At 48.2% G+C, this 16,971-nt stretch carries 19 protein-coding genes; 1 reads left to right on the top strand and 18 read right to left on the bottom strand.

Annotation, left to right across the window (positions count from 1 at the left end; translation table 11 throughout):
• Window positions 1-47 precede the first annotated feature (47 nt).
• On the top strand, window positions 48-920 hold the full coding sequence (locus tag MHH76_RS12010) for a YitT family protein (protein ID WP_023857433.1): 873 nt from the start codon (window positions 48-50) through the stop codon (window positions 918-920).
• 44 nt (window positions 921-964) lie between these two features.
• Here MHH76_RS12010 and ypjB read toward each other — a convergent pair whose 3' ends face one another.
• The 18 genes from ypjB to trpE form a co-directional block, all read right to left on the bottom strand.
• On the bottom strand, window positions 965-1,765 hold the full coding sequence (gene ypjB, locus MHH76_RS12015) for a sporulation protein YpjB (RefSeq protein ID WP_023857434.1): 801 nt from the start codon (window positions 1,763-1,765) through the stop codon (window positions 965-967).
• Between the two features lie 74 nt (window positions 1,766-1,839).
• Window positions 1,840-2,424 (bottom strand): DUF1405 domain-containing protein, encoded by a 585-nt coding sequence (locus MHH76_RS12020; protein ID WP_025811229.1) that lies wholly within the window; start codon window positions 2,422-2,424, stop codon window positions 1,840-1,842.
• 52 nt (window positions 2,425-2,476) lie between these two features.
• Window positions 2,477-2,626, bottom strand: a complete 150-nt coding sequence (locus tag MHH76_RS12025) for a hypothetical protein (protein ID WP_164468298.1) — start codon at window positions 2,624-2,626, stop codon at window positions 2,477-2,479.
• Window positions 2,627-2,661: 35 nt separating this feature from the next.
• Window positions 2,662-3,429 (bottom strand): menaquinol-cytochrome c reductase cytochrome b/c subunit, encoded by a 768-nt coding sequence (locus tag MHH76_RS12030; protein ID WP_020451942.1) that lies wholly within the window; start codon window positions 3,427-3,429, stop codon window positions 2,662-2,664.
• Between the two features lie 32 nt (window positions 3,430-3,461).
• The gene (qcrB, locus tag MHH76_RS12035; protein WP_003182952.1) at window positions 3,462-4,136 is read right to left on the bottom strand and encodes a menaquinol-cytochrome c reductase cytochrome b subunit; all 675 of its coding nucleotides are present in this window, start codon (window positions 4,134-4,136) and stop codon (window positions 3,462-3,464) included.
• 2 nt (window positions 4,137-4,138) lie between these two features.
• Complete coding sequence (locus MHH76_RS12040; RefSeq protein ID WP_003182954.1) at window positions 4,139-4,645, bottom strand: ubiquinol-cytochrome c reductase iron-sulfur subunit; 507 nt, start codon at window positions 4,643-4,645, stop codon at window positions 4,139-4,141.
• A gap of 146 nt (window positions 4,646-4,791) precedes the next feature.
• Window positions 4,792-5,238 (bottom strand): YpiF family protein, encoded by a 447-nt coding sequence (locus tag MHH76_RS12045; RefSeq protein ID WP_025811228.1) that lies wholly within the window; start codon window positions 5,236-5,238, stop codon window positions 4,792-4,794.
• An 82-nt stretch (window positions 5,239-5,320) separates the two neighbouring features.
• Window positions 5,321-5,860, bottom strand: coding sequence for a ReoY family proteolytic degradation factor (locus MHH76_RS12050; protein ID WP_020451944.1), 540 nt, complete (start codon window positions 5,858-5,860; stop codon window positions 5,321-5,323).
• 68 nt (window positions 5,861-5,928) lie between these two features.
• Window positions 5,929-7,203 carry a tetratricopeptide repeat protein gene (locus tag MHH76_RS12055; RefSeq protein ID WP_020451945.1) on the bottom strand — a complete coding sequence of 425 codons (1,275 nt, stop codon included), beginning with the start codon at window positions 7,201-7,203 and terminating at the stop codon, window positions 5,929-5,931.
• A gap of 232 nt (window positions 7,204-7,435) precedes the next feature.
• Window positions 7,436-8,722, bottom strand: a complete 1,287-nt coding sequence (aroA, locus tag MHH76_RS12060) for a 3-phosphoshikimate 1-carboxyvinyltransferase (protein ID WP_020451946.1) — start codon at window positions 8,720-8,722, stop codon at window positions 7,436-7,438.
• Window positions 8,723-8,732: 10 nt separating this feature from the next.
• Complete coding sequence (locus MHH76_RS12065; protein WP_020451947.1) at window positions 8,733-9,848, bottom strand: prephenate dehydrogenase; 1,116 nt, start codon at window positions 9,846-9,848, stop codon at window positions 8,733-8,735.
• Between the two features lie 54 nt (window positions 9,849-9,902).
• Window positions 9,903-10,988 (bottom strand): histidinol-phosphate transaminase, encoded by a 1,086-nt coding sequence (hisC, locus tag MHH76_RS12070; RefSeq protein ID WP_020451948.1) that lies wholly within the window; start codon window positions 10,986-10,988, stop codon window positions 9,903-9,905.
• Between the two features lie 9 nt (window positions 10,989-10,997).
• Window positions 10,998-11,801, bottom strand: coding sequence for a tryptophan synthase subunit alpha (gene trpA, locus MHH76_RS12075; RefSeq protein ID WP_020451949.1), 804 nt, complete (start codon window positions 11,799-11,801; stop codon window positions 10,998-11,000).
• The gene (trpB, locus tag MHH76_RS12080) at window positions 11,770-12,996 is read right to left on the bottom strand and encodes a tryptophan synthase subunit beta (protein WP_020451950.1); all 1,227 of its coding nucleotides are present in this window, start codon (window positions 12,994-12,996) and stop codon (window positions 11,770-11,772) included. The genes trpA and trpB overlap by 32 nt, the downstream gene beginning before the upstream one ends.
• Entirely contained in the window at window positions 12,977-13,633 is a 657-nt protein-coding gene (locus MHH76_RS12085) for a phosphoribosylanthranilate isomerase (RefSeq protein WP_025811224.1), read from the bottom strand. Before MHH76_RS12085 ends, trpB begins: the two co-directional genes overlap by 20 nt.
• Complete coding sequence (gene trpC, locus MHH76_RS12090) at window positions 13,633-14,391, bottom strand: indole-3-glycerol phosphate synthase TrpC (RefSeq protein WP_020451952.1); 759 nt, start codon at window positions 14,389-14,391, stop codon at window positions 13,633-13,635. The genes MHH76_RS12085 and trpC overlap by 1 nt, the downstream gene beginning before the upstream one ends.
• Window positions 14,384-15,400 carry an anthranilate phosphoribosyltransferase gene (trpD, locus tag MHH76_RS12095; RefSeq protein ID WP_020451953.1) on the bottom strand — a complete coding sequence of 339 codons (1,017 nt, stop codon included), beginning with the start codon at window positions 15,398-15,400 and terminating at the stop codon, window positions 14,384-14,386. The genes trpC and trpD overlap by 8 nt, the downstream gene beginning before the upstream one ends.
• Entirely contained in the window at window positions 15,372-16,919 is a 1,548-nt protein-coding gene (trpE, locus tag MHH76_RS12100; protein WP_025811223.1) for an anthranilate synthase component I, read from the bottom strand. The genes trpD and trpE overlap by 29 nt, the downstream gene beginning before the upstream one ends.
• Window positions 16,920-16,971: the final 52 nt, after the last annotated feature.

The raw sequence follows: 16,971 nt of genomic DNA on the forward strand, positions 1-16,971 counted from the left end.
TACACTATAATATTAACGCCAGCTTATGGAAGGAAAGGAGTTTTTTTATGTTCGGAGACATCAGAATGAAGAACGTCCTGTTCATTTTAGCAGGCGCCGCTGTTTTTTCCTTTGGACTCGTTCATTTTAATATGCAGAACAACTTGTCGGAAGGCGGTTTTACCGGCATTACCCTGCTGCTTTATTTCCTGTTTAACATCGATCCTTCCATATCCAATCTGGTGCTGAACATCCCGGTCTTCTTCATCGGCTGGAAACTCCTCGGCAGAACGGTCTTCTCATATACCATTCTCGGCACAGTCAGTCTGTCGGTGTTTTTATGGATTTTTCAGCGCTTCCAGATTCATATGCCGCTACAAAACGATCTTGCGCTCGCGGCTCTTTTTGCAGGCGTGTTTATCGGTACCGGATTGGGCATTATTTTCAGATACGGCGGAACGACGGGCGGCGTCGATATTATTGTGCGGCTGATCAACAAATATTTTCAAGTGCCGATGGGCAAAGCCATGTTTGTGTTTGACGCCTGCGTCATTACATTATCCCTTATTTTTTACCTCTCCTATAAGGAAGCGATGTACACGCTTGTTGCCGTATTTGTCGCCTCAAAGGTCATCGATTTTATGCAGGAAGGCGGTTATGCTGCAAAAGGCGCCACCATCATCTCTGAAAAGAACGACCAGATCCAGCGCAAAATCATTGAAGAAATGGAAAGAGGCGTCACGGTTTTAAAAGGTCAGGGGTCATATACAAAAACAGAGCGGGACGTTCTCTACTGCGTCGTTCCGAAAAATGAGGTTTTCCAGCTGAAAAACGTGATTACCTCGGTCGACCCGCACGCTTTTGTAGCCGTAAGCGACGTACACGACGTTCTGGGAGAAGGGTTTACGCTTGATGAGAACAAAAATCCCATCACACGCTGATTGAAGGTCAGCAAAAAAAAGAAGCTCGCGATCAGCGGAGCTTCTTATTTCGGCCAATCTTTTTCTCTTTTTCTGCGCCTGTCCTCTTCAGCTTTATACTTTCTGAAACCGACATATGTCAGCGTCGAGAGGATAATGCTTCCTGTCGTCAGGATGACCCATAACAGTGAAGGGTCTGCATCATCTTCTTCTACTTGATCAAACACATCTTCCAAATCTTTTTCCAAAAGCGTCAGCCTTTCCAGCTTGCTGCTTTCCGTCATTTGCTGAAAGCCCCCGTTTTCCACGACTGCAATATGGTTGGAGACGCTTTTTAACTGCTTTGGCGAAACATCAATCGTTAAGCTTGGATAAATCGTATCATACAAGGATAAAAAATGATTCCACTTTTCCCTGAATGTCAGGTTGTCTTCTTTCTGAATCCCGGCCTTCAAAGCGCTGAAAGAATCCATGATCGGCTTTTTCAAACTGCTCCACAGCGGATCATGGTCAGATTCTATGGCGTCCATCAGCATTCTAAACTGGGCAGCGGCTTTAAATTTCTCCTGCTGTGCGACATCTTCGCTTTCCAGCCTTTTCAGCGTATCATGGTAGGCCAGACTGACCTGGCGGATTTCCGAGCCTGTCATAATACCCTCTGTTTCCCCATTCTCCGCTGCTTTCAGCCGTTTTTCAAAGTATTGAAGAATTTGTACCGCTTCCTCATATTGAGACTGCCTTGTTAGCTGGAATACCGTATCTGACAGTTCCGTCAATTCCTGCAAAGCCGATGATTCTTTCGCTTTTAAACCGGCCGCAGGAAAAACAAGCGCAAGCATCATGCAAAGGATCACCTTTCGTATCATTACGGTCCCTCCCACTCCTTCTATTAAAGCGTATGAAGAGAGGGACAAGGTTAGACCTAGATTGTGAATCCGTGTTAAAGCTTAAAAGCTTTCCGGGACAAAATCAAGTAATAGGCCAAAGCGATCGAAGCGATACTGAGCCAAAATGTAAAATAGCCGATCTGCGGCATATATTGATCGAGCATTGAATAATTCGGCATCATGCCAAACAAGTAATCAATGACATCATTATGCAGCGTCCAAACAGCCGCAAGCGCCAAATGCCACCCTTTAAACCGGTAATGAGGGGCGTACAGCACGCCTTGCACAGCCATTGCGAAATGCGACGCGATCAGCATATAGCCCGTCCAATGGAGGCTTCCGGACACCGCAAGCACAAGAATATTCATCACAACCGCCCACAGCCCGTATTTGACGAGCGTAACAAGCGCAAGCGCCTCAAAGAGAGGAGCATTCCTTCCCAATAAAAGTCCGATGAGAACAAATAAAAAAAACAATGTCGCCGTCGGGCTGTCGGGAACGAAAATCAGAAATTTCGCAGGCGTATTCGTCAGTTGCGGAAGGTACCAGTAATACCCGTAAACCGTACCGAAGAAATTAATGATCAAAAGCAGCAGAAGCAGCGGCTTTTGAGCGAGCATGTAGGAAATCAGTTTCAAAGCAATCAACTCACAGTCTCTTTAAATAAAAAAAGCCGCCGCCGAGTCAGCTTCACAGACTGACCGCAGAAACGTGCGCCAAGAAGCAGCGGCCTTTCCGGCTTCCGTACGGTTCACGATCAGCAGCGGTCAAAATTGAAAAGGCCATCGACATCGTCGACAGCCCGAGAGGCTGACTTGGCGTCAGCTTCAGCTCTATCAAGAGTATAGCCTGCCTTCATCAACTTGACAACCGTTTTATTTCGCCGTTGTTTCGGAGATGAATTTAGACAGTTCTTTAAGCTCTTTATCAGATCCTTTAAAAACGCCAGCAGGCATTTCGCCTTTTCCTTCCTTGGCGATTTTCGCAATCTCTTCCGGAGACAAGCCGTTGTCAACGAGAGACGGGCCTGCCGCTCCTCCCTGCATGTTGTCTCCATGGCACGAAATACAGCCTTGCTCCTGATAAATCTTATACCCTGCTGCACTCGTATCTATATTGGCCTCTTCCTTGATCTTACCCTGCTCTTCAGCAGCGGCCCAGTCGTGGGTGACAACGGACTGCCATGTTAAGAAAATCGTCGCTGAAATTGCCAAAAGCATCAACCCTACGGCAACCGGGCGTTTAAACGGCCTTCTTTCAGGGCCTCTGTCAAGAAACGGTGCCAATAATAGCGCTCCGAATGCAATTGTCGGGATAATAATTGCGCCGACCACCGTATACGGCCCGGCAGCATATTCGTATTTCAGCAATTGGTAAAGAAATAGAAAATACCAGTCTGGCAAAGGTATGTAGCCGGTATCGGTCGGATCTGCCATCCGCTCGAGCGGAGGCTCATGCACGATGGTCAGCACGAGAAAACCGACAAGGAAAACCGCCCCGACCATCCATTCTTTCAACAGGAAATTCGGCCAGAACGCTTCCGTTTTCCCTGGAAATTCGGAATAATCTTTTGGAATATTCGGTTTTCTTTCCGCCGGGATCCGTGAATCACCGACAAACTTCATCCCTTTTCCCCTCTTCATGCCATCCCCTCCTTCTCAATTGAGTCGCTCGCTTACAGCGGCCCAGAAATTCCTTGCTTGCGAATCATGATAAAGTGTGCAGCCATCAGTCCGAACAGAGCGGCTGGCAGGAAAAAGACGTGTATGGCAAAAAAGCGCGTCAACGTCTGAGCGCCGACAATATCCGGATGACCGGCAAGCAGCGTTTTAATTTCCGAGCCGATCAGCGGCGTCGCCTCAGCAATCTGCAAACCTACTTTTGTCGCAAACAGAGCTTTCATATCCCAAGGCAAAAGGTAGCCTGTAAAACCTAAACCGAGCATGACAAAGAAGATCAAAACGCCGACAATCCAGTTCAGCTCTCTCGGCTTCTTATAGGCCCCCTGGAAGAAAACCCTGAGCGTATGAAGAAACATCATCACAATGACCAAGCTTGCACCCCAGTGGTGCATTCCCCTTACAATCTGTCCGAACGCCACTTCATTCTGCAAATAATAAACAGATTCCCAGGCGTTTTTAATATCCGGAACGTAATACATCGTCAAAAACATGCCGGACAGCACCTGAATCACCGTAACGAAAAACGTCAATCCCCCGAAGCAGTACACGAAAGCTGAAAAATGGTGAGCCGGGTTCACGTGTTCAGGAACTTCATGGTCGGCGATGTCCCGCCAGAGCGGCGTAATGTCAAGTCTTTCGTCCACCCAGTCATAAATTTTGTTTAGCATGATCACCCATCCTTCCTCGGCTTGGCTTTCCCTAAGTAAAGGTAGCCGTCTTTAACCTCTTGCTCATAGCGGTCCAAAGGAGCAAGCGGCGGAGTTCCGGGCACGTTGGTACCATCCTTTTCATAAAGTCCGTAATGGCACGGACAAAAGAACTTATTCGGATTTTTAGGATCGCTGTTCCAGTTGACCGTACACCCCAAATGTTTACAAACCGGTGATAAAGCTACAATTTCGTCCCCACTTTTGAAAACCCACGCTGATCTCGATTCTTCCGATTCGTACCAGGCATCCACTTGTTTGATTTTAAAATCGAAGCGCTGCGGTTCATTTGTCAGTTCATCAACGCTGACAACCTGAACCATGTCCTGATCTTCAGTCGGCCTTAAAACCGGATCGAGCGCGAAGCGAACCATAGGCATGAGCATCCCCGCCGCCATAAAGCCGCCGACTCCGGTCAGCGTATAGTTTAAAAACTGACGTCTGGATACCCGATGTCTTTTTTCGCTCATCTTCATATCCCCCCTCAAGTCCCCAGCTACAATATAACTGAAATAGAAAAAAATTCATGAAACTAGGACACCCTCATAATATATCAATATTTTAGGAAGGTCAACATTCCCAAAATCATTATACAAAGGAAATGTAAGTGTTTTTATTAAGAGTTCCAATATTGTAACAAAATGTTCAATATTTGCTCAATTTGGTCTTCCAGCAGCTTCTGCTTTAACGAATCCTTCATATGTTCGAGAGGAATCGCCGGAACCCACAGCAGCTTTTGCTCGCTTTCGAGCACCTGCTTCCAGCGTTCATCCGTCGTTAAAAAAACGATGTGGCGAAAATGTTTTCCGGCCATTTCTTTTAAATCGGCGATATGCTGCGCCGATTTTTCATTCGCATCTAAATATGTACAGGGCGGAAACAAATAGATTCTGCCCTTCAGCTGCCTTTCAAGTTCTTCTGCAAGTATAGACGTAAATTCCCCTTTTGATACGGCCGATTTAAACTGATCTCCCAAATTAACCGATATTAAAGGGATGACAGCTGTATCGATGTATTCTTTCGCGTTCAAGTAAATATCCGCATCGTGCGTATTCCATTTCACGGCTCCCGGCCTCCTCGTTTTGACAGCGCTTTCTCCAGAGCTGAACAAGCCTTGCTCTCGGCAAGGCTTGATTGGCAGCGGATTATCGCAGCTGGCTCAGTTGTTTAGCTAGTTTTTCGAAGCTCTCTTTATCTTGGCGGTCAAGCGCTTCATCGATTTCCCGCAGCAGCTTTTGTCTCTGAAAAGTGGAAATGGAATGCTCCAAAATCTGTTCAGCGACAATTTTATCTTTTTCATTTTCATATAGGTCTTTCGGAATATGGGGGTTGGCTTCGAGTACCGCCGCATATTCCGGAGAATTATAGGCTGAGCGGAAGTTCAGCTGGATAAAGAGATCCTGCTGCTTATTCAGCCTGATATCATGAAATGATTTTTCTGCATCGGTCGTCATGACATTTTCTTTATAAAAACGAAAAGGCACTTCCTCAACGCAGTGGGTAGACATGATAATGCCCCTCGGACAAAATTCGGCCTGCTCGACAAAATGCACTTTTTCCATCAGCGAGTCATGGCTCATTAAATAATTCAGAATCCATACACACTCTCTTCGTTTCAGCTGATAATGGTTGAGAAACCAGCGGATAAAATCTTTTTTTTCATTGACAGAAACAGGGGTCTGCATGTTATTCCCTCCTCTATCGCATCTTGTGTATTACTTTATAAATTCCACACAAACCGATCATATCCTGCTTATTCAAAGGAATTTTCATCTTCGATTCTGAAAATCGTCTCCTGGACTTCCTCGTTTGCCGGGTCGAGCTCTGCCAGTTTTTTCAGCAGAGGCAGCGCTTCTTTTCGCCGTCCTTCTTCTAGCAGAAACATTGAATATTCGTAAAGGAAATCGGCGTCATCCCGATAGTGCAAAAATGCGTTCTCATATTCCTCACGTGCCTTGTCGTACACCTCTGTCCGGGCGAACGCCGATGCCAGATGCCAGCTGAACTTCGGATCATCCTCTCCGTATTTGCGCACTTCCTGTACAAGTTCAATAATGCTCTCATCGTCGTCTTCTTCAAGAAACAGGGCAAGCAGGGTATGGACGGCTTCCAGAAATCCGGGGTCCAGCGCCAGCGCTTCACGAAGCAGCTCTTTCGCTTCCGAATGCCTTTTCGTTTTTAAGGCTGCTTTTGCAGCAGAAAGATAAAGCTCTTTGTTGAATTCATCGAAGCGGATTCCTTCTTTTGCCGTTTCAAATGCTTCTTCATAAAGCCCTTCTGCTTCAAAGCTGTTTGCCAGAGGCTTGTAAAGTGAAGAATAAGCAGGATCCATTTCCTTCAGCTCTGTCAGTTGTTTAATCGCAGTTTTAGGATACCCCGCTTTCAGCGCCGTAAAACCAAACCCGAACAGTGTGTTGGGCTCCGGGTTCTCCTTGACGGCTTTTTCATACCATTCAAGCGCTTCTTCAAACGCGCCGGATGAACTTAATGATTCCGCCAGCCTTTGGTACACATTGACGCCGCCGATGACGGCTTCTTCTTCGGCCGCTTTTTTGAATTGACGGACCGCTTTGCCGTAAGCTCCCTGAGTGAAATACAGCTCTCCCAAAGCAAAATCGATAACCGGCTCATCCGGCAAAATGGCTTGGGCCTTCAACAGCTTTTGCTCGCTGACTTCAAACAGACCCTGCATCTGATAGAGGTCAGCCATTAAAAGCAGGCACTGCGGGTACGCTTCATCTGTTTCCGGAATCGTTTCGAGCACGCTGAGCGCTTTTTCTTCCTGATCGGTTTCGATGAGGAGTTCGGCATAAAAGCATGTCAGTTCCGTTTCATCCGGATACAGTTCATGGAGATCATTCGCGATGGCGATAGCCTTATCGACAATGCCCCATTCGTAATACAGCTGAGCTACTATGGCTTTGTCTTCATCATGAAGGTCAGACTCGATATCAGCAAGCTTTTTCAATCCGCTTTCTGGGTGGCCTGCTTCAACTAATTTTATGGCTTCTTGAATCGAAGTATTCAAATCTAAACGTCCCTTTCTTTCGTCAATTCATCGCCTGCCGTATCAGCCGGCATATCACGGTGAGTTACTTACTATCATAATTCACGCGGCGGCTTCCGGCAAATATGTTGCCCGCACACCTGTATGAAGCAGATTGATTCTGTTAAGACAAGCTATGCGGGAGACATTCGTTTTATGATCAAACGCCCGGCTTTCATGATTTTCCGGGCTGAAAAAGCCTGAGCACAAGGCTTCAGGCTTTTTTTGCAAGCTTTTCAATATGTTCAAAAAACGAAGGATATGAGACGCTCACAGCTTCAGGCTGTAAAATGTCGATCGGCTGCTCGCAGATGCAGGCGGCGATTCCCAGCATCATTCCGATCCGGTGGTCCCCGTGGCTTGAGACTTTCGCGCCGCCTGTAAGAGGCGTCCTGCCGTGAATCTTCATCCCGTCTTCTGTCGGCTCGATGTTCGCACCGATTTTTTTCAGCTCTGAGGCGACGGTATCGATTCGGTTCGTTTCTTTTACTTTGAGCTCAGCCGCGTCTTTGATGACCGTCGTTCCTTGAGCTTGTGTAGCGAGAAGAGCGATGATCGGTATTTCATCGATGAGGCGCGGGATCAAATCGCCCGAAATTTCAGCGGCTTTCAAAGAGGACGTTTTGATTCTGAGATCGCCGTACGGCTCGGCGTTTCCGGCATTTTTTTCTTCGATTTCAAGATCGGCCCCCATTTCTTTCAAGACATCGATGATTCCCGTCCTGGTCGGATTGAGTCCGACATTGCGAAGCACGACTTCACTGTCAGGAACTAGGGAAGCCGCTGCCAGGAAAAACGCAGCTGATGAAATATCACCCGGCACGAAGACTTCGGCCGCTTTCAGCTGCTGCCCGCCCTCAATTGTTACGCTTGTTTCATCTTCCTGAAGGCTGACACCGAACATTGACAGCATCCGTTCCGTATGGTCTCTTGATTTATGAGGCTCCGTCACCGTTGTGGCGCCTTCGGCCTGCAGACCTGCAAGCAAAACGGCAGATTTGATTTGCGCACTTGCAACAGGCGACTGAAAATCGATCGCTGCCAGATGTCCGCCGCGGACAGAGAGCGGTGTATATTCCCCTCCGGCGCGGCCGTCGATTTTCGCTCCCATTTTTCGAAGCGGTTCTGTGACACGCTTCATCGGCCTTTTGGCGATGCTCTCATCGCCGGCGACTGTACTGTGAAACGGGCGTCCCGCCAAAATGCCGAGCATCAGCCTGATCGTCGTTCCGGAATTCCCCACGTCAAGGAGTTCCGCAGGTTCAGCCAGCTGATCGAGCCCTTTGCCGAGGACGGTGACATCACTGCCATTCTGTTCGATTTCCACACCCATTTTCCGAAAGCAGGCGATCGTGCTCAAGCAGTCAGCTCCTGGCAAAAAGTTTTTGATGACCGTTTTCCCTTCTGCTATGGCTCCGAACATAACAGAGCGATGAGAGATGGATTTATCTCCCGGAATATGAAGCTCTCCTTTTAGTGAACTGATTTTTCCTCTTTTCATGTGTTCCACCTCAATCAGCATAAAATGTTTCATATTTTGCACGGGTTTGAATGCATTTTTCGGCGCGTTTTCGATCTTCATCGGATTGAAAGCTGATTCTGAGAACACCGTTTATGTCTTCCCTTGTTTCAATAATCCGGATGTTCGTAATGCTGATTTTCTCGTCAGCGAGAATCGCCGTAATTTCCGAGATGACCCCGGGATGGTCGGGGACATCGACATAAAGATCGTAAAAGGAAGGAATCGCGCCTTTTTGCCGCAAAGGCAGACCGTCGCGGTATTCCTTGGCTTGCCGAAAAAATTCAAACAGCCCGTCTGCATCTTCATTTTCGATAAAAGACTGGATTCTGTCCAGCTCAAATTTCCATTCGTCAAACCGTTCCAATATTTTATCTTTATTGTGCAAAAGAATATCGCGCCACATCGCCGGGCTGCTTGAGGCAATTCTCGTAATATCGCGGAAGCCCCCTGCGGCAAAACGCTTGACGAGCGGATAATGATCTTCGAATTTGACGGTCTGGTGGACGAGACTGGCCGCTACGACGTGCGGAAAGTGGCTGATCACGCTTGTAACGGCGTCGTGTTCAGCCGGAGACATTTCCACAAACTTTGCATTTGTTCCTTTGAGCAGATCTTTTAAGGAAGCAACCGCTTCTTTGCCGGCGGAGCCGGAAGGCGTCAAAATGTAAAACGCGTTCTCGAAAAGGAAGTCTTTGGCGGCTGCGACGCCCGATTTATGCGATCCGGCCATCGGATGGCCCCCGATAAACCTGTATTCATCCGGCAGCACTTTCTCGGCATAGGTGACGACCTTTTGTTTCGTGCTGCCGACATCTGTAATGAGCAGCTTTTTTCTGATGCCTGAAGCGGCAAGTTCATCAAGCATGTGAAGCGTCTGTTCGACCGGCGCCGCTAAAAAAACGGTTGATGCTTCTTTCACCCCTTCTAAAAAAGAAACAGCCGGAGCATCAATAACGCCAAGCTTTTGTGCAGCTCTTGCCTGCTCTTCTGACACGTCAAACCCGATGATCCGTTTGCCGGGGTGTTCCTTTTTGATGGCAAGGGCGATCGAACCGCCGATTAAGCCCAAACCGGCCAATAAAATCGTTTCATTTGGTTGAGTCATTTTTTATCACCTAAGTTCATCAATAGACTAAAGAGGTGACTGAATCATCACCTCTTACAACATGCCGGCTAACGTTTTCAACAAGCCTTCGTTCTGTTCCTTCGTACCGACCGATATTCTAAGGAATGTCGGAAAGCCGAGCGCATTCCCCGATCTGACGATATAGCCTTTTTTCAGCAGCTCCATGAAAAGTTCGTCTGCATTCCGTTTAAAATCGATCAGCACAAAGTTTGTTTGTGAAGGATAGTAATTTAGCCCGTGCTCATCACAGAAATCGTAGTACTGTTTGAGCCCTTCATTGTTTTTTCTCACGCAATCGTCGATAAATGCCTGATCACCCAGGGCGGCAAGCGCGGCAGCCTGGCCGAGCCGGTTTGTATTAAACGGCTGTCTCGCCGGCTCAACCGCCTGAATCAGCTGTTCAGAGGCAATCCCGTAGCCGACCCTCAAAGACGCTAAACCGTAAGCTTTTGAAAACGTCCTGAGAATCATCAAGTTCGAAAAGCGTTCCAAAAGCGGAATGGTCTCAGGGTAGTCTTGAGCCGTTACGTATTCGTAATAAGCTTCATCGACGACAGCAAGGACATGTTCCGGGACTTTTTCAAGAAAACGGATCAGGTTGCGGCTGGATTCATACGTTCCGGTCGGATTGTTCGGGCTGCAAACCCAGACAACCTTCGTCTGTTCATCGATCGCCTCCAGCATTGCATCCAGGTCGTGGCAGCCGTTTTCAAGCAGGCCGATTTCCCTGACTTCCGCTCCTTCGATGACAGCATTGTGCTTGTATTGTGAAAATGTCGGATTCGCCATTACAGTGTTTGATGCAGGATCCAACAAAGAGCGGGAAATAATTTGAATGACTTCGTCCGTTCCGTTTCCAAGGATGATGTTCGTTTCGTTTACGCCGAGATGGGAGGCAAGCTTTGTTCTTAATGCCGCACTATAGCCGTCAGGATAGAGAGCCATTTGCTGCACTTCGGTCTGGAGCGCTGCTTTTGCCGCTTCCGAACAGCCGTAAGGATTTTCATTTGAAGCGAGCTTGACGACCCGGTCGAGGTTGAATTCTTTTTTGACCTCTTCAATCGGTTTGCCCGGCTTGTAAGGCGTTAATTGTTTTAACTGTTCTTTAATTTGCAACATTCTGTCACCTCATTTTACCATGTACGATCCGCTAAATGTCTTAGCGTATGCCTCAAACGCCTTTAAGGCTTGTTCCCTTGTCTCAGGGGCGATGAGTTCGTCTTTCAGCTCTTCGATCTTTCTGACAAGGGCGCTTCCCACGACAACGCCGTCCGCCAGTTCATTCATCATCTCCACTTGTTTGGAGCTGGAAATCCCAAACCCAACGGCAACCGGGACGGAGCTCATTCCTTTAACTGACCTGATAAATGAAGAAACAGAATCTTCGAATTCATTGCGCACACCTGTCACACCGAGCGAAGAAACGCAATACACAAAGCCTTCCGCTTGCTGCGTTATTTTTTGAATGCGCGATTCGCTTGTCGGCGCGACCAGCGAAATATAGGTAATCCCGTGTTTTTTACACTGCTGCTGCAAATATACACTTTCCTCAAAAGGAAGGTCCGGTATAAGGAGTCCGTCTAGCCGATTTTGTCGCAGTAAAGCGAAAAAGTGATCTGTATCTAATTGTAACACAGGATTATAATACGTAAAGAGAATAATCGGAATATGGACGCCGTTTTTTTTCATTTCACCGCCAAGCCTGATCGCTTTTACGATGTTCATGTCGTTGTCAAGCGCCCTTTTGGACGCGCGCTGAATCACCGGGCCGTCAGCGAGCGGATCAGAATACGGAACCCCGAGTTCAAGGGCGGACGCCCCCGCCTCTTGAAGGGATTTCGCCAGCTCGATCGAGATTTCAGGCAGCGGGTCTCCCGCTGTAATAAACGGAACAAATAACTTATCGGACGGCTGTTTTTTCAGATTGAACATCTTGATTCACCTCTTCTTCCAACACCTTCATCAAGGTATGGACGTCTTTGTCTCCCCTGCCTGAAAGGCAGACGAGAACACTTTTCTCTCTCGGCAGTTCTTTAGCGATGTCAAATGCTTTTGCCAATGCATGGGCGGATTCAATAGCCGGCAAAATGCCCTCTGTCTCTGTCAGCAGCCTTAATGCCGAGACCGCTTCATCATCAGTGACAGATTCATATGTGACGCGCCCTGTTTGATGAAGATGAGCGTGCTCGGGGCCGACCCCCGGATAATCAAGTCCTGCTGAGATGGAATAAGGCTCAATGATCTGTCCGTACTCGTCTTGAATCAAGTAGGTCAAAGAACCGTGGATAACGCCTTTTGTACCCTTTGTGATCGTTGCCGCGTGAAGGGGGGTGTCGACACCTTTTCCCGCAGCTTCGACTCCGATCAGTTCAACAGTTTCTTCAATGAATGCGCTGAACATCCCGATCGCATTGCTTCCGCCTCCGACACAGGCGACAACTTTATCGGGGAGGCTTTGCTCCAATTGATAAAACTGCGCTTTCGCCTCTTCGCCGATCATCCGTTGAAATTCACGGACGATATAAGGATACGGGTGCGGCCCGACGACGGAACCAATCATGTAAAAATGATCCTGGCAATGCTGAACCCAGTAACGGATCGCCTCGTTTGTAGCATCTTTTAATGTCCCGTTTCCGCTTGACACCGGAACGACCTCCGCTCCCAAGAGCTTCATCCGGAACACGTTCAGCGATTGTCTGGCAACATCTTCTTCACCCATAAAGACAATGCATGACAAGCCGAACTTTGCAGCGACAGTCGCCGCAGCCACGCCGTGCTGCCCTGCGCCGGTTTCAGCGATGAGCTTTGTTTTCCCCATTTTCTTGGCCAACAGAGCCTGGCCGAGGGCATTGTTGATTTTGTGGGCGCCTGTATGGTTTAAATCTTCTCTTTTTAAATAAATCTTCGCTCCGCCCAGCTGCTTTGTGAGCCGGTCAGCGAGCGTCAAAGCCGTCGGCCTGCCTGAGTAGTCTTTTAAAAGCTTTTGATAATCCTTTTGAAACGAGGGGTCGTCTTTCAGTTCAAGAAACGCTTTTTCGATTTCTTCCAAAGGCTGCATGAGTGTTTCCGGCACGAATTTCCCGCCAAAATCACCAAACCTGCCTTGTTCATTCGGATATGAATACATGTTCGAACATCCTTTCTTCTAAAAGGCCGATCAGCTTTTCGCTTTTCCTGCCTCTTTCTTCAATTCCGCTTGCCAGGTCGATTCCCGGCGGGCGCCGCTTTAAAAGATCCGCGATTGTGTCCGGGTTCACGCCCCCGGCGATAAACAGTCGCTTTCTTTCTCTTTGCGCTGCATCTTTATACATCGGAACGCTGTCCCACGAAAACGAAACGCCCGTTCCTCCTCTGAGCCCTTTAACAGACGAGTCGATGACATACCCGTCGATGTAAGGTGCGAAAGATGCCATGCGCTGAACGGTATCATCCCCATGGTGGAGCGCCTTCCAAATCTCGCAGTCTGTCATGCTTTTCAGCCGCTTGATGTCTGCCTCTGTTTCATCTCCGTGAAGCTGGATCACGTCCAAACCGGCATCTTTTACGATTTCTGCTATTCTGCAAATATTTTCATTAACAAAGACGCCGACAAGCTTTTTACCCGCTGTATCCGTTTTGCCACACCAGCGTTTCACATCCTCCGGGTCTGCCGACCGTCTGCTTTCGGCGAAAATAAATCCGAGGTAATCGGCTTTCGAGCGGGCTGTCACCTTTAAATCTTCCAATGAATGAATCCCGCAATATTTTAAGCCCGGTTTCTCCATCATCCGTTCTCTCCGAATAACGCATGGACAGCCTTCAGCTGTGACGGCTCTCTCATTAACGATTCGCCGACTAGCACAGCCCGGGCTCCGCATGCTTTTACAAAAGCGAGGTCTTCCGATTGTCCGATGCCGCTTTCGCTGATAAGAACGCTCCCTGACGGAACGAGTTTTGCCATACGCTCCGTTTGCCCGACGGATGTTTCAAAGGTTTTTAGATTTCGATTGTTTACGCCGATGATTTCGGGTGTAAAGACATTTAAAATACCTTCAAGCGTCTCTTCGCCATGAACTTCGACAAGCACATCCATACCTTTTTCAGCAGCTTGCTGATAGAGGTCAAACAGCTTTTGCGGTTCAAGCGCTTCTCCGATCAGCAGGATCGCATCCGCTCCGATGCGGTCCGCTTCTTCAACCTGAATGGAATCAATGATAAAATCCTTGCGCAGTACTGGCAGCGAAACCGAGCGTTTCACATCTGACAAATAACTGTTCTTCCCTTGAAAAAAAGGTGTATCTGTCAGAACAGACAAACAGTCGGCTTTAGCCTGTTCGTACTGTTTAGCGATTTGTACGGGCTCAAAGTTTTCCTGAATCACACCTTTTGACGGTGAAGCTTTTTTCACCTCCGCAATTAAAGCGACAAACCGGTTAGGAGAAAGAAGCGCCTTTTTAAATGACCGCTTTGGCAGCTTCAAATCTTCCGGCAGTTCGATTTTCAGAATGTCTTCTCGTTTTCTATCAATAATTTGATTAAGCATACAACTCTTCCTCTTTCTGTTTTAATCGTTCCAGCTGATCAAGCGCCTCACCGCTTGCAACAGCTTCTAAAGCGAGTGCAACGCCTTCTTTTAAACCCGGCGCCTGTTCTGCGACGTATAAAGCGGCTCCGGCATTAAACGCTGCGATATGAACAGCCGAATCCGGAGCGCGGTTTTTCAAAATATCGACGATGAGACGGCCGCTTTCTTCAGGCGTCGCCACCTGAATGTCGCTTATGCTGCCGAACGGCAGACCGACATCGCCAGGCTCAACGGTGTATTCGTATGTTTTGCCGCCTTTCAGTTCAATCACATCTGTCGGCGATGTGATCGACAGTTCATCAAGACCGTCCCGGCTCGATACAAACAATACGTGTTCCGGTTCAAACGCTTCAAGTGCGCGGGCCATGAGCTTTGCTTTTTCAATCGAGTAGACGCCGATCACCTGGCGCTTGGCTTTCATTGGATTGCTGAGCGGGCCGAGCAGATTGAATACGGTTCTAAAAGCCAAATCCTTCCTTGCGCCGGCCACGTGCTTCATGGAAGAGTGATAGCTTGGCGCATAGAGGAATCCCATATTGCGGCGTTCAATGCTCTGAATCGTTTCTTCAGGCGACGTCTGAATTGAAACGCCGAGATATTCGAGAACATCAGCGCTCCCGCTTTTTGAAGAAACGGAACGATTACCGTGTTTGGCGATTTTTGCCCCGGCTGATGAAGCGATGATCGCCGCCGCTGTGGAAATGTTGAAGGTGGAGCTTCCGTCTCCTCCGGTTCCGCACGTATCAACAACATCTTCCGGCCCGTTTATTGTTTGCGCCTGCTCCCGCATGGCTCTGACAAATCCCGCAATCTCTTCAGCCGTTTCTCCCCTGTAGGCGAGAACGGACAGGAGGCCTCCAATTTCCGCGGCGCTCAGCGAGCCGGTCATCATGTCACGCATGATGCTGTGTGCCTCGGTTTCATTCATTGTTCCTCCATTAACGCATGATTTCAGCAGTTCGTTCATTGCCGTCCTCCCCCTTTTCGAGAAACATTTCTTCAGCGATTTGAATCGTTTTTAACAGAGCCCCCGCTTTATTGCAGGTCTCTTCCCACTCTTTTTCAGGCACGGAGTCGGCTACGATGCCTGCTCCGGCCTGGATGGACGCCACTCCGTTTTTCACGCTCATCGTCCGGATCGTGATGCATGAATCGATATTTCCGTCAAATCCGATATAAGCAATGCATCCCCCATATGTTTCCCTCGGTTCGGGCTCAAGTTCATTTAAAAGCTGAATCGCGCGGATTTTCGGAGCGCCGGTCAAAGTTCCGGCCGGAAATGCGCTCATTAAAGCGTCTACCGGATGAACGCCCGCTTTTAACGAGCCGGTTACGATCGAAATGATGTGCATGACGTGTGAAAAGGAAACGATTTTCGTAAACTCGGGCACTTGGACAGATCCGTACTCAGCTACTCTGCCGATATCATTTCTCGCCAAATCGACGAGCATGTAGTGCTCCGCTTTTTCTTTCTCATCAGCTAAAAGATCTTTTTCGAGCCGCTTATCTTCAGCCTGATCACCGCCTCTTTTCCTCGTGCCGGCAATCGGATGAATTTCAAGATGACCGTTTTGAACATGGATCAGGCGTTCAGGCGAGCTTCCGACGAGATCGCGGTCAGGAAGCTTCATGTAGTACATGTACGGGGACGGGTTGACCATTCTCAGCACTCTGTATAACTCAAAAGAACTGACCTTCACCGGAATATCGAACCTTTGCGAAAGGACGCCTTGAAAAATGTCTCCCGCTTTAATGTACTCTTTCAAGCGATTAACATCGGCCAAAAACCGGGATTTCTCATATGTTGATTGAACCCCTTTAAAGCTGGGGGCCGTGTGCCGTCCTTGCGGGAGAAACAGCTCTTTCGTCGTTTTCCGGCCTGACAGCCTTTGTGTAAGCTGTTTGAGCTCTTCTTTCCCCTTTTTAAAAATGCGCTGTTTCTCCTCCCTTGTTTCACTGCCTTCAAGCCTTGCATAGTGGATGAAATGCAGCTTTTTCAGCTCGTGATCATAAGCGATCATCGTCCGGCAGACAAACAGGAGGCATTTTTCCATCTCCGTTTCTTTGCTGTGCCCTTTGACGGACGGTTCAATGAGCGGCATTAAATCATAGCTTAAATAGCCGACCGCTCCCCCTGTAAACGGGATGTCGAGCTCAGGCGCTTTGATCGAATATGTCTCCGACATCCATTCGAGAATTTCTTTTAACTGTGAAGCTGAATATAGCTTTTTCTGCTTTTGATCGCAGGCGTGAAACCGGCCGCATTCTTCTTTGATCGTCAAAAAGGGGTCCAGACCGATGAAAGAATATCTTGACCATGCAGAGGTTTCATCCTGGCTTTCCAGCAAATACACGATGTTTTCCTGCAGCTTCTCGACCAATTGAACGGGCGTCAGCGTATCGACGGAAAAACTCTCAATTATCGGTATTGTTTTAAAGTGTGAAGTATCCTCTGAAAAAGAGGCAAAATCGGTTTGCAGACTCAACAATCTCTCACTCCTTATTCAGGCGGAGAGAATGAGAAGAAGGCCTTTAGAG

The organism is Bacillus sp. FSL L8-0193, assembly GCF_037976065.1.
Taxonomy (GTDB): Bacteria; Bacillota; Bacilli; order Bacillales; family Bacillaceae; genus Bacillus; species Bacillus paralicheniformis.

Excerpts from the sequence above, each read along its gene's own strand:
- MHH76_RS12010 (WP_023857433.1), top strand. The coding sequence starts at position 48 with ATGTTCGGAGACATCAGAATGAAGAACGTCCTGTTCATTTTAGCAGGC.
- ypjB (WP_023857434.1), bottom strand. The coding sequence starts at position 1,765 with ATGATACGAAAGGTGATCCTTTGCATGATGCTTGCGCTTGTTTTTCCT.
- MHH76_RS12030 (WP_020451942.1), bottom strand. The coding sequence starts at position 3,429 with ATGAAGAGGGGAAAAGGGATGAAGTTTGTCGGTGATTCACGGATCCCG.
- qcrB (WP_003182952.1), bottom strand. The coding sequence starts at position 4,136 with ATGCTAAACAAAATTTATGACTGGGTGGACGAAAGACTTGACATTACG.
- MHH76_RS12040 (WP_003182954.1), bottom strand. The coding sequence starts at position 4,645 with ATGAGCGAAAAAAGACATCGGGTATCCAGACGTCAGTTTTTAAACTAT.
- MHH76_RS12050 (WP_020451944.1), bottom strand. The coding sequence starts at position 5,860 with ATGCAGACCCCTGTTTCTGTCAATGAAAAAAAAGATTTTATCCGCTGG.
- aroA (WP_020451946.1), bottom strand. The coding sequence starts at position 8,722 with ATGAAAAGAGGAAAAATCAGTTCACTAAAAGGAGAGCTTCATATTCCG.
- MHH76_RS12065 (WP_020451947.1), bottom strand. The coding sequence starts at position 9,848 with ATGACTCAACCAAATGAAACGATTTTATTGGCCGGTTTGGGCTTAATC.
- hisC (WP_020451948.1), bottom strand. The coding sequence starts at position 10,988 with ATGTTGCAAATTAAAGAACAGTTAAAACAATTAACGCCTTACAAGCCG.
- trpA (WP_020451949.1), bottom strand. The coding sequence starts at position 11,801 with ATGTTCAATCTGAAAAAACAGCCGTCCGATAAGTTATTTGTTCCGTTT.
- trpB (WP_020451950.1), bottom strand. The coding sequence starts at position 12,996 with ATGTATTCATATCCGAATGAACAAGGCAGGTTTGGTGATTTTGGCGGG.
- MHH76_RS12085 (WP_025811224.1), bottom strand. The coding sequence starts at position 13,633 with ATGGAGAAACCGGGCTTAAAATATTGCGGGATTCATTCATTGGAAGAT.
- trpC (WP_020451952.1), bottom strand. The coding sequence starts at position 14,391 with ATGCTTAATCAAATTATTGATAGAAAACGAGAAGACATTCTGAAAATC.
- trpD (WP_020451953.1), bottom strand. The coding sequence starts at position 15,400 with ATGAACGAACTGCTGAAATCATGCGTTAATGGAGGAACAATGAATGAA.